Source organism: Streptomyces sp. TP-A0356, from assembly GCF_001417775.1.
Classification (GTDB): domain Bacteria; phylum Actinomycetota; class Actinomycetes; order Streptomycetales; family Streptomycetaceae; genus Streptomyces.
The window spans coordinates 367,313-388,863 of record NZ_BBZJ01000014.1 but is presented as its reverse complement, the minus strand read 5'-3'; the positions used below and the strand labels follow the sequence as shown (position 1 = coordinate 388,863).

Sequence of the window (21,551 nt, the reverse complement as noted above, 5' to 3'; positions counted from 1 at the left end):
CGTGTCCGACGCATCGTCCGTGATCGACGACCTGGGCCGGGAGAGCGAGGAACTCGACCGCCTGGTGGCCCAGTTGAGCGAGGACCGGTGGGCTCTCACCACGCCCGCCCCCGGCTGGACCGTCGCCCATCAGATCGCGCACCTCGCCTGGACGGACCGGGCCGCCCTGCTGGCCGTCACCGACGCGAAGGCGTTCGCGGTGGAGGTGGAGAAGGCACTCGCGTCGCCCGGCACCTGGGTCGACGAGGCCGCGCGGGAGGGGGCCGCGCTGCCGCCCGCCCGGCTGCTCGCCGAGTGGCGTGCGGGGCGCACCGCCCTGGACCACGCCCTGCGCGCCGCGCCCTCCGGCACCCGCTTCCCCTGGTACGGGCCGCCCATGTCCGCCGCGTCCATGGCCACCGGCCGGCTGATGGAGACCTGGGCGCACGGCCAGGACGTCGCCGACACGCTCGGTGTGGTGCGCACCCCCACCGACCGGTTGCGGCATGTGGCCCGCATCGGGGTCCGGGCACGTGACTTCGCCTTCGCGGTACGGGGATTGAGCGCGCCCCGCGAGGAGTTCCGGGTGGAACTGACCGCTCCCTCGGGGAGCGAGGTGTGGACGTACGGGCCGCAGGACGCCGCCCAGCGCGTGACCGGCCCCGCACTGGACTTCTGTCTGCTGGTCACCCAGCGCGCCAACCGGGCCGACCTCGCGGTACGGGCCGAGGGCCCGGACGCGGACCGCTGGCTGGACATCGCCCAGGCGTTCGCGGGCCCGCCGGGAGCGGGACGGGCGCCGAAGGGGGAGGCCCGGTGAGCCCGGCGGACCCCCGGCCGCTGCGCATAGGCAACGCCTCCGGCTTCTACGGCGACCGTTTCGACGCCCTGCGCGAGATGCTCACCGGCGGCCCCCTGGACGTCCTCACCGGTGACTACCTCGCCGAGCTCACGATGTTCATCCTTCTCCGCGACCGCCTCAAGAACCCCACCGGAGGCTACGCGCGCACCTTCCTCGGCCAGTTGGAGGAGTGCCTGGGCCTCGCCCATGAGCGGGGCGTGCGGATCGTGGCGAACGCGGGCGGCCTCAACCCCGCCGGACTCGCCGACGCGGTACGGGAGCTGGCCGCTCGACTCGGCATCCCCGTCCGCGTGGCGCACGTCGAGGGCGACGACCTCACCGCCTCCCTCCCCCAAGGTCCCGGCCGCGCTCGACCAGGGGAGACACCCACGGGCACCCTGGCCGCCCACGCCTATCTCGGTGGCCACGGCATCGCCGTATGTCTGCGCGAGGGCGCCGACATCGTGGTCACCGGGCGCGTGACGGACGCCGCGCTCGTCACCGGGCCCGCCGCCGCCCACTTCGGCTGGGGGGAGCGGGAGTACGACCGGCTGGCGGGCGCGGTGGTCGCCGGGCACGTCCTGGAGTGCGGGGCGCAGGCCACCGGCGGCAACTACGCCTTCTTCACCGACCACCCGCCCGACCTGCTGCGCCACCCGGGCTTCCCGCTCGCCGAACTCCACGAGGACGGCAGCAGCGTCATCACCAAGCACGACGGCACCGGCGGTGTCGTGGACGTCGGCACGGTCACCGCGCAGCTCCTGTACGAGACGGCCGGCGCCCGGTACCCGGGCCCCGATGTCACCGCCCGCCTCGACACGGTCCGGCTCACCCAGGAGGGGCCCGACCGGGTGCGCATCGAGGGCGTGCGCGGGGAGGCCCCGCCCCCCGAACTGAAGGTCGGCCTCAGCCGCCTCGGCGGCTTCCGCAACGAGGTCGCCTTCGTCCTGACGGGGCTCGACATCGAGGCCAAGGCCGCGCTCGTCCGGGCCCAGATGGAGGCGGCGCTGGACGCGGCCAAGTCCCGCCCGGCCGAGGTCCGGTGGGACCTGGCCCGCACCGATCACCCCGACGCCCCGACCGAGGAGACCGCGAGCGCCCTGCTCCGGCTCGTCGTACGCGACCCCGCCCAGGAGACGGTGGGCCGGGCGCTCAGCGGCGCCGCCGTCGAACTGGCGCTCGCGAGCTACCCCGGCTTCCATGTGGTCGCACCGCCGGGCAAGGGAGCGCCGTACGGGATCTTCGAGGCGGCCTACGTCGACCGCGCCGCCGTGGACCACAGGGCCGTGCTCCACGACGGGCGACGCATACCCGTGGCCCCGGCCCACGACACCCTCGTACTCGGCGACGTGCCGGAGCCGTCACTGCCCGAGCCACCGCCCCCGGGTCCGCTACGACGTGCCCCGCTCGGTCGGGTCGCCGGGGCCCGCAGCGGGGACAAGGGCGGGAGCGCCAACGTGGGCGTGTGGGCGCGCACGGACGGGGCCTGGGCGTGGCTCGTGCACACCCTCACCGTCGATCGGTTCCGCGAACTCCTCCCGGAGACGGCGGGCTTGCCGGTCGTACGCCATCTCCTGCCCAACCTGCGCGCCCTGAACTTCGTCGTCGAGGGGCTCCTCGGCGAGGGCGTCGCCGCGCAGCACCGCTTCGACCCGCAGGCCAAGGCCCTGGGCGAATGGCTGCGCGCCCGCCACCTCGACCTACCGGAGGCCCTGCTGTGACGGTCCTGTCGTCCGCTGTGGACGTGGGCAGCCCCGACCACCGCGCCAACCGCGCGGCCATGCTCGCCAGACTCGCCGAGCTGGAGGCCGAGCACGCCAAGGCGCTCGCGGGCGGCGGCGAGAAGTACGTGGCGCGGCACCGCGGGCGCGGCAAGTTGCTCGCCCGCGAGCGCATCGAACTCCTCCTCGACCCCGACACGCCCTTCCTGGAACTGTCCCCGCTCGCCGCCTGGGGCAGCGACTGGACCGTGGGCGCCTCCCTGGTCACCGGCATCGGCGTCGTCGAGGGCGTCGAGTGCCTGATCACCGCGAACGACCCGACGGTGCGCGGCGGCGCCAGCAACCCGTGGAGCCTGAAGAAGGCCCTGCGCGCCAACGACATCGCGCTCGCCAACCGGCTGCCGTGCATCAGCCTCGTCGAGTCGGGCGGCGCCGATCTGCCGTCCCAGAAGGAGATCTTCATCCCCGGGGGAGCGATCTTCCGCGACCTCACCCGGCTGTCGGCGGCCGGGATCCCGACCATCGCCGTCGTCTTCGGGAACTCGACCGCCGGCGGCGCCTACATCCCCGGCATGTCCGACCACACGATCATGGTCAAGGAGCGCGCCAAGGTCTTCCTCGGCGGGCCGCCGCTGGTGAAGATGGCCACCGGCGAGGAGAGCGACGACGAGTCCCTCGGCGGCGCCGAGATGCACGCGCGCGTGTCCGGACTCGCGGACCACTACGCCGTCGACGAGCAGGACGCGCTGCGGCAGGCACGGCGCGTGGTCGCCCGCCTCAACCACCGCAAGGCGTACGCCGATCCCGGCCCGGCCGTCCCTCCCAAGTACGACGCGGGGGAACTCCTGGGGATCGTGCCCGGCGACCTGAAGGTGCCGTTCGACCCGCGCGAGGTCATCGCCCGGGTCGTCGACGCCTCCGACTTCGACGAGTTCAAACCCCTGTACGGGACCAGCCTGTGCACCGGGTGGGCCACCCTGCACGGCTATCCGGTCGGGGTGCTGGCGAACGCCCAGGGGGTCCTCTTCAGCGAGGAGTCCCAGAAGGCGGCGCAGTTCATCCAGCTGGCCAACCAGCGTGACATCCCCCTGCTGTTCCTGCACAACACCACCGGCTACATGGTCGGCCGGGAGTACGAGCAGGGCGGCATCATCAAACACGGCGCGATGATGATCAACGCGGTGTCCAACAGCCGGGTGCCGCATCTGTCCGTGCTCCTGGGGGCCTCGTACGGGGCCGGCCACTACGGCATGTGCGGGCGGGCCTACGACCCGCGCTTCCTGTTCGCCTGGCCCAGCGCCAAGTCGGCCGTCATGGGCCCGCAGCAGCTCGCCGGTGTCCTCTCGATCGTCGCCCGCCAGTCGGCGGCCGCGAAGGGGCAGCCCTACGACGAGGACGCGGACGCCGCCCTGCGCGCCATGGTGGAGCAGCAGATCGAGTCCGAGTCCCTGCCGATGTTCCTGTCGGGGCGGCTGTACGACGACGGAGTCATCGACCCGCGCGACACCCGCACCGTCCTCGGCCTGTGCCTGTCCGCGATCCACACGGCGCCCTACGAGGGCGCGCGTGGCGGGTTCGGCGTCTTCCGGATGTGAGGCCCCGTGATTACTTCCGTTCTGGTGGCGAACCGCGGCGAGATCGCCTGCCGTGTCTTCCGCACCTGCCGGGAACTCGGAATCCGTACCGTCGCCGTGCACTCGGACGCCGACCGGAACGCCCTCCACGCGCGCGTGGCCGACGCCGCGGTACGACTGCCGGGGGCGGCACCCACGGACACGTATCTGCGCGGTGACCTGATCGTCAGGGCGGCCCTGGCCGCCGGCGCCGACGCCGTGCACCCCGGCTACGGCTTCCTGTCCGAGAACGCCGACTTCGCGCGTGCGGTGCGCGAGGCGGGCCTGGTGTGGATCGGCCCGCCACCCGAGGCGATCGAGGCCATGGCCTCCAAGACGCGCGCGAAGAAGCTGATGGGCCTGGCGCCGCTGACCACGGTCACCGCCGACGACCTGCCCGTCCTGGTGAAGGCGGCGGCGGGCGGCGGCGGGCGCGGGATGCGGGTGGTACGCGAACTGGCCGCCCTGGACGCCGAGCTGACCGCCGCCCGCGCCGAGGCGCTGAGCGCCTTCGGTGACGACGAGGTCTTCGTCGAGCCCTACGTCGAGGGCGGACGCCATGTGGAGGTGCAGATCCTCGCCGACACGCACGGCACCGTGTGGGCGCTGGGCACCCGCGACTGCTCCCTCCAGCGCCGCCACCAGAAGGTGATCGAGGAGGCCCCCGCACCGGGTCTGACGCCCGAACTGACCGGCTCCCTGTGCGCGATGGCCGTGCGGGCCGCCCGTGCCGTCGACTACGTGGGCGCCGGCACGGTGGAGTTCCTGGTCGCGGACGGCCGGGCGCACTTCCTGGAGATGAACACCCGGCTCCAGGTGGAACACCCGGTCACCGAGGCCGTCTTCGGGATCGACCTGGTGGCCCTGCAGATCCGGGTGGCGGAAGGCGCGGCCCTCGACAGCGAGCCGCCACGCGCGCGTGGCCACGCGATCGAGGCCCGGCTCTACGCCGAGGACCCGGCCCGGGACTGGGCCCCGCAGACCGGCACGCTGCACCGCCTCGCCGTACCGGACGTGCGCCTGGACACGGGGTACGCGGACGGCGACGCCATCGGTGTCCACTACGACCCCATGCTCGCCAAGGCCGTCGCCCACGCCCCCACGCGCGCGGAGGCGATCCGGAGGCTCGCGGGCGCCCTGGAGAGGGCCGGGATCCACGGCCCGGTGACGAACCGGGACCTGCTCGTGCGGTCCCTGCGCCACGAGGAGCTCACGGCCGCCCGGATGGACACCGGCTTCTACGACCGCCATCTGCCCGAGCTGACGGAGCCCGACCCCGACCCGCACGCCCCCCTGGCCGCCGCCCTCGCCGACGCCCACGGGCGCTCGCGGTTCGGCGGCTGGCGCAACCTGCCCTCGCAGCCGCAGACCAAGCGGTACCTCATGGCGGGCGAGGAACACGAGGTCCGCTACCGGCACACCCGCTCGGGCCCGGCCGCGGACGGGGTGCGCGTGGTGCACGCCGACGCCCGCCTGGTGATCCTGGAAGTGGACGGTGTCCGGCGGAAGTTCGACGTGGCGCGGTACGGCGACCAGGTGTACGTCGGCCCGACCGCGCTCACCGCCCTGCCCCGCTTCCGCGAACCCACCGCCGACCACGCCCCCGGCTCCCTGCTGGCCCCCATGCCGGGAACGGTCGTACGGGTCGCCGACGGTCTGAGCGTCGGAGCCGCCGTGCGGGCCGGAGAGCCTTTGCTGTGGCTGGAGGCGATGAAGATGGAACACAAGATCACGGCACCGGTCACAGGCACGCTCACGGCCCTGCACGTGACGCCCGGACGGCAGGTGGAACTGGGCACACTGCTGGCCGTGGTGCACGACAACCCGCCCCGATAGGGGCGCGGGACCGTACCGGCATGCGGCCCAGCCGCGTGGGCGCGAGCAACCACGAACAACTCGCACTCGGGAGACCGACATGAGCCCCATCATCGAAACCGACGAGCACAAGACCCTCCGCGCGGCCGTCGCCGCCCTCGGCAAACGCTACGGCCGCGACTACCTCACCACCGTCATCGCCGAGAACCGCCACCCCACCGAACTCTGGTCCGAGGCCGCCGAACTCGGCTACCTCGGCGTCAACCTGCCGGAGGCGTACGGCGGCGGAGGCGGCGGCATAGCCGAACTCGCCATCGTCCTCGAAGAGCTGGGCGCGGCCGGCAGCCCCCTCCTCATGCTCGTCGTCTCCCCGGCCATCTGCGGCACGGTCATCGCCCGCTTCGGCACCGACGAACAGAAGCGGACCTGGCTCCCCGGTATCGCCGAAGGCACCCGCACCATGGCCTTCGGCATCACCGAACCCGACGCCGGCTCCAACTCCCACCGCATCACCACCACCGCCCGCCACCACGGCCAGGACTGGGTCCTCAGCGGCCGCAAGGTGTTCATCTCCGGCGTCGACATCGCCGACGCGACCCTGATCGTCGGCCGCGCCGAGGACGCCCGCACCGGCAGGCTCAAGCCCTGCCTGTTCATCGTCCCGCGGGACGCGCCCGGCTTCGAACGGCGGCAGATCGACATGGAACTGGCCGGGGCGGAGAAGCAGTTCGAGGTGAGCCTCGACGACGTACGGCTGCCCGCCGACGCGCTCGTCGGCGACGAGGACGCGGGACTGCTCCAGCTGTTCGCCGGCCTCAACCCCGAACGCGTGATGACCGCCGCCTTCGCGATCGGCATGGGCCGCTACGCCCTGTCCCGTGCCGTCGACTACGCGCGCGACCGTACCGTCTGGAAGCAGCCCATCGGCGCCCACCAGGCGATCGCGCACCCCCTCGCGCAGTCCCACATCGACCTCGAACTGGCCCGCCTGATGATGCAGAAGGCCGCCTTCCTCTACGACTCCGGGGACGACATCGCCGCCGGAGAGGCAGCCAACATGGCCAAGTACGCGGCCGGGGAGGCCTGTGTGAAGGCTGTCGACCAGGCCGTGCACACCCTCGGCGGCAACGGCCTCACCCGGGAGTTCGGGCTCGCCTCGCTCATCACGGCCTCGCGCGTGTCTCGTATCGCACCGGTGAGCCGGGAGATGATTCTCAACTACGTCTCCCACCAGACCCTGGGCCTGCCGAAGTCGTACTAGGCGCCGAGCCTGAGCCGTACCGAGCCGTACGAGGAGGAACCGTGTTCCGAAGCCAGTACGCAGACGTCCCCGCCGTCGAACTCCCCATCCACGAGGCGGTCCTGGGCCGCGCCGCCGAGTTCGCCGAACTGCCCGCCCTGATCGACGGCGTGGACGGCACCACCCTCACGTACGAGCAGCTCGACCGGTTCCACCGGCGGCTGGCCGCCGCCTTCGCCGAGGCGGGCGTGCGCAAGGGCGATGTGCTCGCCCTGCACAGCCCCAACACGATCGCCTTCCCCACCGCCTTCTACGCGGCCACGCGCGCGGGGGCGTCGGTCACCACCGTGCACCCGCTCGCCACCGCCGACGAGTTCGCGGCGCAACTGCGCGACTCGGCCGCCCGCTGGATCGTCACCGTGTCGCCCTTCCTGGAGACGGCGCACACAGCCGCGGAGAAGGTGGGCGGCATACGGGAGATCTTCGTCTGCGACAGCGCGCCCGGCCACCGCTCCCTGATCGACATGCTGGCCACCAACGCGCCCGAACCCCAGGTCGACATCGACCCGGCCGAGGACATAGCGGCCCTCCCGTACTCGTCCGGGACCACGGGCATCCCCAAGGGCGTCATGCTCACCCACCGCTCCATCGCCACGAACCTCGCGCAGCTCCAGCCCCTGGTGGCGGCCGAACCCGGCGACCGCATCCTCGCCGTGCTGCCGTTCTTCCACATCTACGGGCTGACCGCCCTCATGAACGCGCCCCTCAGACTGGGCGCCACGGTCGTCGTCCTGCCCCGCTTCGACCTGGAGACGTTCCTGGCCGCCATCGAGAAGCACCGCATCACGGCCCTGTACGTCGCGCCGCCCATCGTCCTCGCCCTCGCCAAGCACCCGGCCGTCGAGGGCTACGACCTGTCGTCCCTGAAATACATCGTCTCCGCCGCCGCACCGCTGGATGCCGGCCTGGCCACCGCCTGCTCACGGCGGCTCGGGCTGCCGCCGATCGGCCAGGCCTACGGCATGACGGAACTGTCACCCGGCACCCACGTGGTCCCGCTGAACGCCCAGAACCCGCCCCCCGGAACGGTCGGCAAGCTCATCGCCGGCACCCAGATGCGCATCCTCTCCCTCGACGACCCCGACAAGGACCTCGGCGTCGGCGAGACCGGTGAGATCGCCATCCGCGGTCCCCAGGTGATGAAGGGCTACCTGGGACGGCCCGAGGCGACCGACGCGATGATCGACCGGGACGGCTGGCTGCACACCGGCGACGTCGGCCGCGTCGACGCCGACGGCTGGCTGTTCGTCGTCGACCGTGTCAAGGAACTCATCAAGTACAAGGGCTTCCAGGTGGCCCCCGCCGAACTGGAGGCACTCCTGCTGACCCACCCGAAGATCGCGGACGCCGCCGTCATCGGCTCGACCGACGACCACAACGAGGTCCCGCACGCCTTCGTGGTGCGCCGCCCGGACACGGACCACCTCTCCGAGGGCGAGGTCATGATGTACGTCGCCGAACGCGTCGCCCCCTACAAACGCGTCCGGAAGGTCACCTTCATCGAAGAGGTGCCGCGGGCCGCCTCCGGCAAGATCCTCCGCCGGCAGCTGAGGGAGCGGTCATGACCGAACTCGTCCACACCGCGCACGACCGCGGCATCACCACCCTCACCCTCGACTCGCCCGGCAACCGCAACGCCCTGTCGGCCGCGCTCGTCGGCGGACTGGCGGAGGCGCTCACCCGCTGCGGCAAGGACGGCGACACACGCGCCGTCCTCCTCACCCACACCGGCAACACCTTCTGCGCGGGCGCCGACCTGCGCGACCCGCCGAAGCCAGGGGCCCTGGTCGGGCTGCTGCGGCAGATCGTCGAGCTGCGCAAACCCGTCGTCGCCCGGGTGACCGGGCACGTACGGGCGGGCGGCCTCGGCCTGCTGGGCGCCTGCGACATCGCGGCCGCCTCCGCCACGGCCACCTTCGCCTTCACCGAGGTCCGCATCGGTGTCGCCCCCGCCGTCATCTCCCTGCCCCTGCTGCCACGCACCGACCCCCGCGCCCTCGCCCGCTACTACCTCACCGGTGAACGCTTCGACGCCGCCGAAGCCGTACGCACCGGGCTGGTCACGGCCGCGGGCGAGAACGCCGACGACGTGCTCGCACCCGTCCTCGACGGACTGCGCCGGGCCTCGCCCCAGGGGCTGGCCGAGACCAAACGACTGCTCACGGCTACTGTGCTGGAGACCTTCGACCGGGACGCGGCCGACCTGACCGCGCTCTCGGCCCGGCTGTTCTCCTCCCCGCAGGCCCGCGAGGGGATGACGGCCTTCCTCGAACGACGGGATCCGGTATGGGTGGTGTGAGCACGGTCGAACGCGTACCCAAGCAGGACCGCAGCCGAGCGACCCGGCAACGGCTCCTGGAAGCCGCCGTGGCCTGCCTCGCCGAACACGGCTGGGCCGGCTCCACGGTCTCCGTCGTCGCCGAACGCGCCGGCGTCTCCCGGGGCGCCGCCCAGCACCACTTCCCCACCCGCGAGGACCTGTTCACCGCGGCCGTCGAGTACGTCGCCGAGGAGCGCTCCACGGCCCTACGGGCGCTGTTCCCCCAGGGCGCCGCCGACCGCCGTGCGGTGGTCGCGGCCCTCGTCGACCTCTACACCGGCCCGCTGTTCCGGGCGGCCCTGCACCTGTGGGTCGCCGCCTCGAACGAGGAGCAACTGCGCCCGCGCGTCACGGAACTGGAGGGGCGCGTCGGCCGCGAGACCCACCGCATCGCCGTCGACCTGCTCGGCGCCGACGAGTCCCGGCCCGGCGTCCGCGAGACCGTCCAGGGCCTGCTCGACATGGCCCGCGGCCTGGGCCTCGCGAACCTCCTCACCGACGACACGGGCCGCCGGGAGCGGGTGGTGACCCAGTGGGCGGCCCTGCTGGAGGACGCGCTGGGCTGAGGGGCGTTGCGGACCTCACCAGCGGCCAGGACATCCGCACCGGGCGCCGGGCAGTACCCTTGCCCCATGCTTCCGATGCTCGTACGCCGCAGGCACGTGGACTACGTGCGCGTCACGAGCATGGGCTGTCGGCACTCCGCCTGACCCAGCCCCCTCTTCCTTCCCGTGGCACCCGGGGCGCCGCCCCACCCTCGGCGGCCGCCCGTGCCCCCGTACACCCTGCGGACGCATCCCATGACGAACCCGTCGTACGACCAACTCCCGATCATCGACCTCTCCGCGGCCGACCGGGGCCCCCAGGCCCGGGCGCTGCTCCACGCCCAGCTCCACAGCGCCGCCCACGACGTGGGCTTCTTCCAGCTCGTCGGGCACGGCGTCACCCGGGCCGAGACGGACGCCCTCCTCGGCGCTATGCACGCCTTCTTCGCACTCCCCGAGGCCGACCGCCGCGCCCTCGACAACATCAACTCGCCCCACTTCCGCGGCTACACACGCACCGGCGACGAGCGCACCGGCGGCGCCCGCGACTGGCGCGACCAGCTGGACATAGGGGCCGAGCGGCCCGCCCGCGCACCCGGCCGGGGCGAGCCCGCCTACTGGTGGCTGGAAGGCCCCAACCAGTGGCCCGCCGCCCTCCCCGAGCTGCGCACCGCCGCGCTGGCCTGGATCGACCGGCTCAGCGCGGTCGCCCGGCGGCTGCTGCACGAGCTGCTCACCGCGATCGGCGCACCCGCCGGCTTCTACGACCCGGTCTTCGGCGAGCACGCCCACCCCCACCTCAAGCTCGTGCGCTACCCGGGCAGCCCCGGCGACGGCGCGGACCAGGGCGTCGGCGCGCACAAGGACTACGGCTTCCTGACCCTGCTGCTCCAGGACCAGGTCGGCGGACTCCAGGTGCAGCGCGAGGACGGACTCTTCCACGACGTACCGCCGCTGGAAGGGGCCTTCGTGGTCAACCTCGGCGAGCTGCTGGAGGTCGCCACCAACGGCTATCTCCTGGCCACCAACCACCGTGTAGTCTCCCCGCCCGGCGCCACCGAGCGGTTCTCCGTCCCGTTCTTCTACAACCCGCGCCTGGACGCCCGCGTCGAACCGCTGCCCTTCCCGCACGCCGCCACCGCACCCGGCATCACCGACGACCCGGCCAACCCGCTGTTCGCCGAGTACGGCTTCAACGAGCTGAAGGGCAAGCTGCGCGCCCATCCGCTGGTCGCCGAGCGCCACCACGCCCAGCTGCTCACCGCGGCGTGAACGCACTCCCGCGCGGGCCCGCGACCCGGCGCCCGCGCGGGAGCACCGTCATGGATCAGTGCGCGATGTCCGCGTACCCCTCGATCTCCTGGGGGCTGCGCGGACCCGGACCCACATAGCGCGCCGACGGGCGCACCAGCCGGCCCGTGCGCTTCTGCTCCAGGATGTGCGCGGACCAGCCGGCCGTACGGGCACACGTGAACATCGACGTGAACATGTGCGCCGGTACCTCGGCGAAGTCCAGCATGATCGCCGCCCAGAACTCCACGTTCGTGGCGAGGACGCGGTCGGGGCGGCGGTTGTGCAGCTCCTCCAGAGCCGCCTTCTCCAGCGCCTCCGCGATCTCGAAGCGCGGGGCCCCCAGCTCACGGGCCGTACGGCGCAGCACACGCGCCCGCGGGTCCTCCGCGCGGTACACCCGGTGGCCGAAGCCCATCAGCCGCTCGCCCCTGTCGAGCGCATGCTTGACGTACGCCTCCGCGTCACCGGTGCGCTCGATCTCCTCGATCATGCCGAGGACACGGGACGGAGCACCGCCGTGCAGCGGCCCGGACATGGCACCCACCGCACCCGACAGCGCGGCGGCCACGTCCGCGCCCGTGGACGCGATGACCCGCGCCGTGAACGTGGAGGCGTTCATGCCGTGCTCGGCGGCCGACGTCCAGTAGGCGTCGACGGCCGCGACGTGCTTCGGGTCCGGCTCGCCCCGCCAGCGGATCATGAACCGCTCCACGACGGAGTGCGCCTTGTCGATCTCGCGCTGCGGCACCATCGGCAGGCCCTGGCCGCGGGCCGACTGGGCGACGTACGACAGCGCCATGACGGCGGCGCGGGCCAGGTCGTCGCGGGCCTGCTCGGCGTCGATGTCGAGGAGCGGTTTCAGCCCCCACACCGGGGCCAGCATGGCGAGTGCCGACTGCACGTCCACACGGATGTCGCCGGAGTGCACCGGGATCGGGAACGGCTCGGCGGGCGGCAGCCCGGGGTTGAAGGCGCCGTCGACGAGCAGCCCCCAGACGTTGCCGAACGAGACGTGACCGACCAGTTCCTCGATGTCGACGCCCCGGTACCGCAGGGCACCACCTTCCTTGTCCGGTTCGGCGATCTCCGTCTCGAACGCGACGACTCCTTCGAGCCCGGGTACGAAGTCGGACATCAGGCGGCTCCTCGTGATGTGTGCGGCGGATGTGGTCTGTGGGTTCCCGTCGGCCGTCGTCCGAGGGCCCGGTGGGACCGAATCAGGCGGCGGACGTCAGCTGTCGGAAGGGTTCGCCGCCCCGGTTCCACGGTCGTTCACGGTCGTTCTCGAAGACTCGCGGTCCGAAACAGTCACCCGGGTGATGCCCCGATCGATCGGCGGTCACCCAACCGAACGGCATCAGCACGATATCCCCGAGTGCCACCGTTGGGGAGAGCATGCGGCACTCAGTGCCACTCAGTGATGAACCACACCCCCACCGGGGGCCAGGGTCCATACGGCAAGATGACGGCGTGACCGACCGTTTCCCGGACGAACCCGCACCCGAACCCGCTGCTGAACACGGACCCGAGGCCGCCGCCCGGCCCTCCGCCGAATCCGCCGAGGAGCCGGTCCTCGAACCCATTGTCGAACACGCGGCCGAAGGCCCCCTCGAGGACATGGCCGACAACCCCGCCGAGATGCGGGCGCACTACCGCGCCGAGGGGCTCGACGAGTCGTCACTGGCCGCCCACCCCATGGACCAGTTCGCCCGCTGGTTCAAGCAGGCCGCCCAGGCCGCCGTGCAGGGCATGATCTACGAGCCGAACGCGATGGTCGTCTCCACGGCGGACGCGGACGGACGCCCCAGCTCACGCACGGTCCTGCTGAAGCAGTACGACGAACAGGGCTTCGTCTTCTACACCAACTACGACTCCCGCAAGGCCCAGGACCTGGCGGTCAACCCCTATGTCTCGCTGCTCTTCCCCTGGCACCCCATGGCCCGCCAGGTGATCGTCACCGGCACCGCCCGCCGGACCGGACGCGACGAGACCGCCGCCTACTTCCGCACCCGGCCGCACGGCTCCCAGCTCGGCGCCTGGGCCAGCGAGCAGTCCTCGGTCATCTACTCCCGCGCCGAGCTCGACGCCGCGTACGCGGAGCTCAGCGCCCGCTACCCCGAGGGCTCCCAGGTCCCCGTCCCGCCGCACTGGGGCGGCTTCCGTATCGCGCCCCAGACGGTCGAGTTCTGGCAGGGCCGCGCCAACCGCCTCCACGACCGCCTCCGCTACGTCGCGGAGCCGAACGGCACCTGGCGGGTGGAGCGCCTCAGCCCCTGAACGCAGACGACCCGCGAGCTCAGGTCCCCCGCCTGACGGCGGAGAAGCCGGCCGGACGTACCGGCGAGCTCGCGGGTCGGGTGACTGCGTTGGATTAGGCCGGCTGCACGCATCTCACACGCGCTGGTCCGGCACCGCACTTGGTGTGGTGACGGGCCACTAGCCCGCGGCCACCTCTTCCGTCCGGTCTGCATACATCTGCCGAACCACCTCCCTTCCGAAGTGTCACCACCCTAAGAACCGGCCGTGCCGGGATCAACCGGTTTTCGCGAGACGTCCAGGCGCGTTTCGTGAGACGTCGAGACGCGGATTCCGTCCGGGCCCCGCAGTCGGGAGGGCCGGAAATCCGGGTGCGGTGAATTCGTCCCATCTTTTGGGAAGCAGATGTGTGCTGGGTCACGTTCGAGTTGAATGAATGCAGTGAGCAAACGCGCCGTACGAGCGGACGCAGCAGCCTGCAGGGGGTTCAGGTGAGTGCTTCCCGGCGTAGTGGGACCACGGACGAGCTGGGGCCGGGCGAGCCCGAGCGGGACGGTTCGGATCTTCTCGCCGCCCTCCTCGACGGGATGGACGCGGCTCTGTGCGCCTTCGACGCCGACGGGGTCGTGACCCATTGGAACCGGGAGGCCGAGCGGATTCTGGGGTGGTCCGCGGCCGAGGCCGTGGGACGGCGCGGCTTCGCGGGGTGGGCGGTGCGGGCCGCCGACGCCGCGGAGGTCGAGGCGTGGCTGATGTCCGCGAGGGAGGCCCCGGGGCGGCAGGTGCACGAGTTCGCGCTGCTCACCAAGGACGGCGGGCGGGTGCTGGTGCGGACCCAGTCCGCGGCCGTGCGGGGGCCGGAGGGGAAGGCCGCCGGGATGTACTGCGCCTTCAGCGAGGTCCATGCGCAGATCGATCTGGAGCGGTCGATCGCGTTGAGCGAGGCGCTGTTCGAGGACGCGAGCTGGGGTGTCGTGCTCGTCGACGCGGATCTGCGGCCCGCCGTCGTCAACGCTCATGCGGCCCGCGCGCTGGGCACCGGACGGACGGCCGTGCTCGGGCGGCCCCTCGGGGACCTGCTGTCCCAGGGGGTCGAGGAACTGGAGAGCGCGTTGACCCATGTGCTCGCCGAGGGTGCCCCGCCCGCTCCCGCCGAGATGTGGGTGAGTGTGCGGACTGCGGAGGGCGAGAAGCGGCGGTGCTGGCGCAGTGGCTTCGTGCGGCTGTCCTCCCCGCTGGCGGAGGAGCCGGTTCCGCTGGGTGTCGGGTGGCTGTTCCAGGACGTGACCGAGGCCAAGCAGACCGAGCAGGAGGCCGCGCTGCTGCGCTTCCGCTCCAATCAGCTGCATCGGGCCGCGCGGGCGGCCGCCGAGTGCGAGGAGCCGGGGGAGGCGGCCACCGTGCATCTGGACTTCGCGCTCGCGGGGTTCGCGGATCACGCGCTGATCGACCGGGTGGCGGGCGGTTCGGTGGAGGACGGGGAGGGGCCGGTACGGCTGGTGCGGGCCGCCGAGACGCCGTCCGGTGCGCCCGGGCCGAGCGTCCTGGCCGGGAAGGCGGGGCTGCCCGTGCGGTACGGCGAGGGGCATCCGGCCGTGCAGTGCGTGCAGCGCTCGGGGTCGGTGCGGGCCGGCGCGGGCGATGTCGGTCCGGAGCGCGCGCGTGAGTGGGCGCTCGCCCGGCAGTGGCCCGCGGACGCGGTGCACGCGCTGTGCGCGGTGCTGCGCAGCCGGGGCCGGACGCTGGGCGTGGTGACGTTTCTGCGGGGAGCCGGACGCAGCCGGTTCGAGCGGGCCGACGCCGTGTACGCGGAGGACGTGGCGGTGCGGATCGCGGCGGCGCTGGACCTGGCCGATGTGGTGGACCGGGGGTCGGAGCTCTAAGGGGTCCTTGCACTATGAGCGACCCGGGCGGGCATGGTGCAAGGATCCCTAAGCATGCCGGTAGAAGATCCGGTCGCCGTACTCCCGCAGCACCCGGCCGTTCCACTCGTGGCCGCCGTCGACGTTGCCCGAGCGGAGCAGGGGCGGTTCGATGCCGCGGTCCGCGAGGGCACCGGCGGCCGTGGCCATGACCGCCTGGAGCAGGGCGGTGGTGACGACGGTGGAGGCGGGGGCGAAGGGGGCCGGGATGGTGTCGAGGGTGAGCTCCGCGTCACCCACCGCGATCTTCGAGTCGAGGACGATGTCGCAGTGGTCCTTGAGGTACGTACCGGTGGCATGCCGTGATTTCGTCTCGGAGGCGTACGCCACCGAGGTCACCCCGATGACCTTGACGCCGAGCGCGCGGGCGTTGATCGCCATTTCCACCGGGAGCGCGTTGCGGCCGGACAGGGAGATGATCACGAGGAGGTCGCCCGCCCGCACCGGGCTGGAGTCGAGGACCGCGCTCGCCAGTCCGTCGACCCGCTCCAGTGCGGAGCCGAGCGTGGCCGGCATGACGTCGACGCCGACGACGCCGGGGACCGCGAGGAGGTTCATCAGGGCGAGGCCGCCGGCGCGGTAGACGAGGTCCTGTGCGGCCAGCGAGGAGTGCCCGGCCCCGAAGGCGAACAGCCGGCCGCCCGCGGCGACGGTGTCCGCGATCAGGGTGCCGGCCGCCGCGATCGGTTCCGCGTCCTCGTCGCGCACCCGTCGCAGCAGCCCGATCGCCGCGTCGAAGAACCGTCCGGCCAGTTCGCCTGCGGCCCGTGGCTCCCCGCCCTTCGGCTGCTCGCTCATCGGCGACGCCCCTTCGAAGTCTCGGTGTCTGGTTCCCGACGGACGACGACCACACAGCGCACCGATCACGCGCCGGCGTCCGTGACGGCCCGTGTCGCGGATCACGTTGCGGTCTGGACCAGCGACATGTCAATACGACCGCCCCTTCTCCCGTGACTCCGTGGTTTCATCGCCGCGGCACGGTTGTCAGTGGGATGCGTCAGAATTGAATGCAGGGCCAGCGCACAGGCCGGTGAGCCGTCGAGCCTCCGGCAGATCATCATCGAGGGGCACGTATGTCCGGACTGATCGACACCACGGAGATGTATCTCCGCACCATCCTCGAGCTGGAGGAGGAAGGTGTGGTCCCCATGCGTGCCCGCATCGCCGAGCGGCTCGACCAGAGCGGTCCGACGGTCAGCCAGACGGTGGCGCGGATGGAGCGCGACGGTCTGGTGTCGGTCGCCGCGGACCGTCACCTGGAGCTCACGGACGAGGGCCGTCGCCTCGCCACCCGTGTGATGCGCAAGCACCGCCTCGCCGAGTGCCTGCTGGTCGACGTGATCGGGTTGGAGTGGGAGCAGGTGCACGCCGAGGCGTGTCGCTGGGAGCACGTGATGAGCGAGGCGGTGGAGCGCCGTGTCCTGGAGCTGCTGCGCCACCCCACCGAGTCGCCGTACGGGAACCCGATCCCGGGCCTGGAGGAGCTGGGCGAGAAGGACGGCGCCGACCCGTTCCTGGACGAGGGCATGGTGTCCCTGGCCGACCTGGACCCGGGCACGGACGGCAAGACGGTCGTCGTACGGCGCATCGGCGAGCCCATCCAGACGGACGCGCAGCTGATGTACACGCTGCGGCGGGCCGGCGTGCAGCCCGGCTCGGTGGTCAGTGTGACGGAGTCCGCGGGCGGTGTGCTGGTCGGCAGCGGCGGCGAGGCGGCCGAGCTGGAGTCGGACGTGGCGTCCCACGTCTTCGTCGCCAAGCGCTAGGAGGGCTCTTCCGGCGGATCTACGCGGCGTCGTGAAGCCCGGCACGCGCCCCAGCCTTCGGCCGGGAGGTGCCCCTGCTCGCCGCGCCGCGCGACAGCCCACGTGGCGCCGCTGCTTCCAAAGCGCCCCGAATGCTCCGCAACCCCTCGACGTGTGTGACTGAAGGGGCAGTTGTGATGCTTCCGCGATTCTTCTGCAACCAAGATTCAGTGTCCGGAATCGCAGCGCGCCGGCCGTTCCCGTGCGAGGCTGTCGCATGAGGCATATGACCTGAGGGCTCTTGGCCGGGGAGTGACAGCGATGTCACATGGTCAGGGAGGGTGGGAGGATGTGCCGCAGACATGGGGTGGGCCCCGGCGCCCAAGAGCGCCGGGGCCTCTCCTCCCCTGTGCTGACCCGGAGCCCCGAGCTCTCAGGGTCATCCCCCGCGGACCGGTTTTCCCCGAGCGGTCCGCCTCCCGCTGAAGATCTCCCCACGGAGGCGGCGGCCAATCCTCGGGGGAGGTCACTCGAACGTGGGGTGTTGATCCCAGAAACGCCACTTTCGAATAGCTATTCGATAGCGTGAGAGTGACGCTCTCACCGAACCGCGCGCTGTACCGAAGAGCGCGTTCCGTCACAGAGCGAGCATCAGGCACCACCGCACAGGGCGACACCCGGCGACAGCGGTGACCGGCAACACCAGCAGGAGCAGCAGTACGACAGCGGCAGTACGACGAGCGCGTGGACCGACCGCTCGAAGCGGGAGCGAGCGGTCCGGGCGGAGCAGGGGGGTGCCAGGACGATGGTGCGGCGCATCGACGTGACCGGAGCGGGCGGCGTACGCCTCGCCGCGTGGGAGTTCGCCGACCCTCCCAAGACCGGGGAGGCCGAGCGGGCGCCGGGCGTGCTGTTACTGCACGGGCTCATGGGCCGGGCCTCGCACTGGGCGTCCACCGCCCGCTGGCTCTCCGAGCGGCACCACGCCGTCGCCCTCGACCAGCGGGGCCACGGACAGAGCGACAAGCCGCCGGAGGGCGCGTACACCCGTGAGGCCTACATCGGCGACGCCGAGGCCGCCCTGGAGCAGCTCGGCCTCGCCCCGGCCGTCCTCATCGGCCACGCGATGGGCGCCCTGACCGCCTGGCAGCTCGCCGCCAAACGCCCCGACCTGGTACGCGGCCTGATCATCTGCGACATGCGCGCCTCGGCACTCGGCGCCGCCTCGCAGCGCGAGTGGGAGAACTGGTTCAAGTCCTGGCCCCTTCCCTTCGCCACGCTCGCCGACGTCCGCAAGTGGTTCGGCGAGGACGACCCCTGGGTGGAGCACCCCAACCCGGCCCGTGGCGCGTTCTACGCCGAGGTGATGGCCGAGTCCGAGGACGGCTGGCGGCCCGTCTTCGAACCGGAGCAGATGCTGAAGTCCCGCCAGACCTGGGTGTACGACGCGCACTGGGAGGAGCTGGCCCAAGTGCAGTGCCCGGCCCTGGTGGTCCGGGGCCTGGACGGCGAACTGGGCCGCGCGGAGGCCCAGGAGATGGTCCGCGTGCTGCCGCACGGCCGGTACGCGGAGGTGGCCGACGCCGGCCACCTCGTCCACTACGACCAGCCGGAGGCGTGGCGCGCGGCGGTCGAGCCCTTCCTGGACGGGCTGTTCAGGCCATGACCTCCGCCGACGCGACGCCCGGCACGCGCCCCCAGCGTTCGCCCGGGAGGTTTAGCGCCCTACCCAGCCCTAGCCCTTGCTCACCGCCGCCAGGATCTCCGGCAGCCGGCGTGCCGTCCGCGGGGCCGCGAGACGGAGCCCGAGCAGGGTGATCAGCGCCCCGTACGCGGCGCCCGCCGGCAGCAGCAGCCAGGTCCATTCGTCCCCGCCCGCGGCGACGTTCAGCCAGATCGTCGCCGCGATCATGGGCGCTGCCAGCAGGGCGGCCGAGACCATGCCGCCGAAGATGGAGATCCAGGCGAGCCCGGCCTGCCCGGGGGCGACGTTCTTGTAGCCCTCCTGAGGGATCGAGTACGGGAAGCGGGCCGAGCACCAGGCGCCGGTGGCCAGCATCGCGCCGAGCAGGGCGAAGGACAGGCCGAGCACCTCGGGCAGCTTGGGCCAGGCGCCGAGCAGCGCGGTCGTCACGACGGTGACGAGGGTGGCGTACGGCAGAGTGATCAGCAGCAGTGCCAGGGCCCGGCCGCGCAGTTCGGCGTACGCGTCCCGGGGGGACGAGATCGTCATCGCGACCATCCAGAACGCGGACGTGTCCTGCCCGAACTGGTTGTACATCTGGATGCCGAGCATGCCGGCCGCGAAGCAGGCGAAGTAGATCGAGCCGGTGCCCTGGAGGGCGTTGAAGACCGGCACGATCAGCCCGATCGCGAGCGAGGTCACCCATGCCGCCTTGGTCTTGGGGTCGCGCCACACATAGCGCAGGCTGCGCTCCATCACCGTGCCGGTGCGGCCCGTGGGCAGCAGCCGGGACAGGCTCGTCGAGGTGCGCTCCCGCGCACCCGGTTCGGCGGCCTGGAGCGTGGACTGGTCCGGCGAGGTCATCAGCTTCGTCAGGGTGCGCGACCACAGGGCCAGCAGGCCCGCCAGCGCCGCTGCGCTCAGCCCGAGCTGGGCGGCCCCGGTGCCGTACGAGCCCTTGCTCACGGAGTCCACGGCGGCGATCGCGGAGGCGGGCGGCACCCAGCGCGCCACCGCGGCCGCCGGGTCCAGCTGAGACAGCCCGGCCGAGCCCAGCCGCTGGGCGCCGAAGTTGACGAGCTGCGCGCCGACCGCGATGACGAGGCCGCTCAGAACGGCCAGGTCGCGGCCCTTGCGGCTGGTCAGCAGCCGGATGTTCGCCGCGGCCACGGCCCGCGCGAGCGCCACGCACACCAGCAGCGCGAGGACGACGGCGACGACGGCGGTGACGTACGCGGCCGACCCGTGCGCCACGGAGATCACCGAACCGGTGAACAGGCACAGCGTGAACAGGGGCCCGATGCCGACCAGGGACGCCGTCAGCAGCGCCCGCACGAGGGGCCCCGGCTGCAGCGGCAGCATCACCAGGCGGGTGGGGTCGAGCGTCTCGTCGCCGCTGGGGAAGAACAACGGCATCACCGCCCAGCCGAGCGCCAGGACCGTGACGGCCAGCGCCGCGATGGTGGCGGCGTGCGCGTTGCCGCGCAGGGCGATCAGACCGATCAGTTGCAGGGCGGCGACCAGGAGCACCAGGACGAGGGACGCGATGTACGCGGCCCGCCGCCCGCCGGACTGCCGCAGCCCGTTGCGCAGCAGGGACAGCTTGAGCCGTACGACGGTGGGAGTGAGGCCGGCCGTGCTCATCGCGCGCCGCCGCCGAGCCAGTCGAGGTCGGTGCCCTGGGTGCGACCGTGCGCGCCGACCAGCTCCAGGAAGGCCTGCTGGAGGGTGGGCGCGCTGCCGCGTACCTCGGCGATCGGCCCGTGTGCGCGGATGCGCCCCGCGGCCATGACCGCCACCCAGTCGCACAGCGACTCGACCAGTTCCATCACGTGGGAGGAGAACACCACGGTGGCGCCGGAGGCGGTGTAACGCTCCAGGACGCCGCGGATGGTCTGCGCGGAGACGGGGTCCACGCCCTCGAACGGCTCGTCCAGGAAGAGGACTTCGGGGTTGTGGAGGAGGGCGGCGGCGAGGCCGATCTTCTTGCGCATGCCGGTCGAGTAGTCGACGACGAGCTTGTGCTGGGCCCCGGCCAGGTCGAGGACGTCCAGGAGCTGGGTGGCCCGCTTGTCGACCTCGGCGCCGGGCAGCCCGCGCAACCGGCCGGTGTAGGCGAGGAGTTCACGCCCGGAGAGGCGTTCGAAGAGCCGCAGCCCCTCGGGCAGCACGCCGATGCGGGCCTTCACCCCGACCGGGTCGTCCCAAACGTCGCGACCCACGACCTCCACGGTGCCCTGGTCGGGCCGCAGCAGCCCGGTGACCATGGACAGAGTGGTGGTCTTCCCGGCTCCGTTCGGCCCGACGAGTCCGATGAACCGCCCGGCGGGCAGCTCCAGATCGATCCCCCCGACGGCGATCTGCTCCCCGAAACGCTTCCAGAGCCCCCGCACCCGTACGGCGGCTGTTGCCGCCCCAGCTCCCTCGTTCATATGAGAACCCTATGGGTCAGGGCGCCCCGTCAAGGAGGCGCCCTGTCACTAGAGTCCCGTAAGGGACGCGTCAACCGCGGGGAAC

The 21,551-nt window shown here is 72.3% G+C and carries 17 protein-coding genes; 13 read left to right on the top strand and 4 right to left on the bottom strand.

Annotated elements, in window-relative coordinates; genetic code table 11:
* The first annotated feature begins 1 nt into the window (after position 1).
* From ASC56_RS07725 to ASC56_RS07685, 9 genes are all read left to right on the top strand, one after another.
* Positions 2–799 (top strand): TIGR03084 family metal-binding protein, encoded by a 798-nt coding sequence (locus ASC56_RS07725; RefSeq protein ID WP_055490652.1) that lies wholly within the window; start codon positions 2–4, stop codon positions 797–799.
* Positions 796–2,541 (top strand): acyclic terpene utilization AtuA family protein, encoded by a 1,746-nt coding sequence (locus ASC56_RS07720; RefSeq protein WP_055490472.1) that lies wholly within the window; start codon positions 796–798, stop codon positions 2,539–2,541. The genes ASC56_RS07725 and ASC56_RS07720 overlap by 4 nt, the downstream gene beginning before the upstream one ends.
* The gene (locus tag ASC56_RS07715) at positions 2,538–4,136 is read left to right on the top strand and encodes an acyl-CoA carboxylase subunit beta (protein WP_055490471.1); all 1,599 of its coding nucleotides are present in this window, start codon (positions 2,538–2,540) and stop codon (positions 4,134–4,136) included. The genes ASC56_RS07720 and ASC56_RS07715 overlap by 4 nt, the downstream gene beginning before the upstream one ends.
* Before the next feature lie 6 nt (positions 4,137–4,142).
* Complete coding sequence (locus ASC56_RS07710) at positions 4,143–5,990, top strand: biotin carboxylase N-terminal domain-containing protein (RefSeq protein ID WP_055490470.1); 1,848 nt, start codon at positions 4,143–4,145, stop codon at positions 5,988–5,990.
* A 79-nt stretch (positions 5,991–6,069) separates the two neighbouring features.
* Positions 6,070–7,230, top strand: a complete 1,161-nt coding sequence (locus ASC56_RS07705) for an acyl-CoA dehydrogenase family protein (protein ID WP_055490469.1) — start codon at positions 6,070–6,072, stop codon at positions 7,228–7,230.
* 41 nt (positions 7,231–7,271) lie between these two features.
* Positions 7,272–8,834 carry a 4-coumarate--CoA ligase family protein gene (locus ASC56_RS07700; RefSeq protein ID WP_055490468.1) on the top strand — a complete coding sequence of 521 codons (1,563 nt, stop codon included), beginning with the start codon at positions 7,272–7,274 and terminating at the stop codon, positions 8,832–8,834.
* On the top strand, positions 8,831–9,568 hold the full coding sequence (locus ASC56_RS07695) for an enoyl-CoA hydratase family protein (protein WP_055490467.1): 738 nt from the start codon (positions 8,831–8,833) through the stop codon (positions 9,566–9,568). The genes ASC56_RS07700 and ASC56_RS07695 overlap by 4 nt, the downstream gene beginning before the upstream one ends.
* Positions 9,556–10,155 carry a TetR/AcrR family transcriptional regulator gene (locus ASC56_RS07690; RefSeq protein ID WP_055490466.1) on the top strand — a complete coding sequence of 200 codons (600 nt, stop codon included), beginning with the start codon at positions 9,556–9,558 and terminating at the stop codon, positions 10,153–10,155. The genes ASC56_RS07695 and ASC56_RS07690 overlap by 13 nt, the downstream gene beginning before the upstream one ends.
* Positions 10,156–10,389: 234 nt before the next feature.
* A complete protein-coding gene (locus ASC56_RS07685; RefSeq protein WP_055490465.1) occupies positions 10,390–11,406 on the top strand; it encodes an isopenicillin N synthase family oxygenase in 1,017 nt (338 codons plus the stop codon).
* A gap of 55 nt (positions 11,407–11,461) precedes the next feature.
* On the opposite strand, the gene ASC56_RS07680 is transcribed toward ASC56_RS07685, so the two are convergent.
* Complete coding sequence (locus ASC56_RS07680) at positions 11,462–12,562, bottom strand: citrate synthase 2 (protein WP_055490464.1); 1,101 nt, start codon at positions 12,560–12,562, stop codon at positions 11,462–11,464.
* A 482-nt stretch (positions 12,563–13,044) separates the two neighbouring features.
* Here ASC56_RS07680 and pdxH point away from each other — a divergent pair, with 482 nt between their 5' ends.
* Positions 13,045–13,704: a pyridoxamine 5'-phosphate oxidase gene (pdxH, locus tag ASC56_RS07675; RefSeq protein WP_055490651.1), complete on the top strand. Its 660-nt coding sequence runs from the start codon at positions 13,045–13,047 to the stop codon at positions 13,702–13,704.
* A 470-nt stretch (positions 13,705–14,174) separates the two neighbouring features.
* Complete coding sequence (locus tag ASC56_RS07670; RefSeq protein WP_055490463.1) at positions 14,175–15,566, top strand: PAS domain-containing protein; 1,392 nt, start codon at positions 14,175–14,177, stop codon at positions 15,564–15,566.
* A 48-nt stretch (positions 15,567–15,614) separates the two neighbouring features.
* Here the strand turns inward: ASC56_RS07670 and ASC56_RS07665 are convergent, their stop codons facing one another.
* Positions 15,615–16,403, bottom strand: a complete 789-nt coding sequence (locus ASC56_RS07665) for an SIS domain-containing protein (protein ID WP_055490462.1) — start codon at positions 16,401–16,403, stop codon at positions 15,615–15,617.
* Between the two features lie 275 nt (positions 16,404–16,678).
* Here ASC56_RS07665 and ASC56_RS07660 point away from each other — a divergent pair, with 275 nt between their 5' ends.
* Positions 16,679–17,371: a metal-dependent transcriptional regulator gene (locus ASC56_RS07660; protein WP_055490461.1), complete on the top strand. Its 693-nt coding sequence runs from the start codon at positions 16,679–16,681 to the stop codon at positions 17,369–17,371.
* Between the two features lie 784 nt (positions 17,372–18,155).
* Positions 18,156–19,016: an alpha/beta fold hydrolase gene (locus ASC56_RS07655; RefSeq protein ID WP_055490460.1), complete on the top strand. Its 861-nt coding sequence runs from the start codon at positions 18,156–18,158 to the stop codon at positions 19,014–19,016.
* Positions 19,017–19,085: 69 nt separating this feature from the next.
* Here ASC56_RS07655 and ASC56_RS07650 read toward each other — a convergent pair whose 3' ends face one another.
* Positions 19,086–20,678 (bottom strand): hypothetical protein, encoded by a 1,593-nt coding sequence (locus tag ASC56_RS07650; protein WP_055490459.1) that lies wholly within the window; start codon positions 20,676–20,678, stop codon positions 19,086–19,088.
* Positions 20,675–21,466 (bottom strand): ABC transporter ATP-binding protein, encoded by a 792-nt coding sequence (locus tag ASC56_RS07645; protein WP_055490458.1) that lies wholly within the window; start codon positions 21,464–21,466, stop codon positions 20,675–20,677. Before ASC56_RS07645 ends, ASC56_RS07650 begins: the two co-directional genes overlap by 4 nt.
* Positions 21,467–21,551 lie beyond the last annotated feature (85 nt).

Excerpts from the sequence above, each read along its gene's own strand:
- ASC56_RS07660 (WP_055490461.1), top strand. The coding sequence starts at position 16,679 with ATGTCCGGACTGATCGACACCACGGAGATGTATCTCCGCACCATCCTC.
- ASC56_RS07685 (WP_055490465.1), top strand. The coding sequence starts at position 10,390 with ATGACGAACCCGTCGTACGACCAACTCCCGATCATCGACCTCTCCGCG.
- ASC56_RS07695 (WP_055490467.1), top strand. The coding sequence starts at position 8,831 with ATGACCGAACTCGTCCACACCGCGCACGACCGCGGCATCACCACCCTC.
- ASC56_RS07645 (WP_055490458.1), bottom strand. The coding sequence starts at position 21,466 with ATGAACGAGGGAGCTGGGGCGGCAACAGCCGCCGTACGGGTGCGGGGG.
- ASC56_RS07705 (WP_055490469.1), top strand. The coding sequence starts at position 6,070 with ATGAGCCCCATCATCGAAACCGACGAGCACAAGACCCTCCGCGCGGCC.
- ASC56_RS07665 (WP_055490462.1), bottom strand. The coding sequence starts at position 16,403 with ATGAGCGAGCAGCCGAAGGGCGGGGAGCCACGGGCCGCAGGCGAACTG.
- ASC56_RS07680 (WP_055490464.1), bottom strand. The coding sequence starts at position 12,562 with ATGTCCGACTTCGTACCCGGGCTCGAAGGAGTCGTCGCGTTCGAGACG.
- ASC56_RS07690 (WP_055490466.1), top strand. The coding sequence starts at position 9,556 with ATGGGTGGTGTGAGCACGGTCGAACGCGTACCCAAGCAGGACCGCAGC.
- ASC56_RS07650 (WP_055490459.1), bottom strand. The coding sequence starts at position 20,678 with ATGAGCACGGCCGGCCTCACTCCCACCGTCGTACGGCTCAAGCTGTCC.
- ASC56_RS07655 (WP_055490460.1), top strand. The coding sequence starts at position 18,156 with ATGGTGCGGCGCATCGACGTGACCGGAGCGGGCGGCGTACGCCTCGCC.
- pdxH (WP_055490651.1), top strand. The coding sequence starts at position 13,045 with ATGGCCGACAACCCCGCCGAGATGCGGGCGCACTACCGCGCCGAGGGG.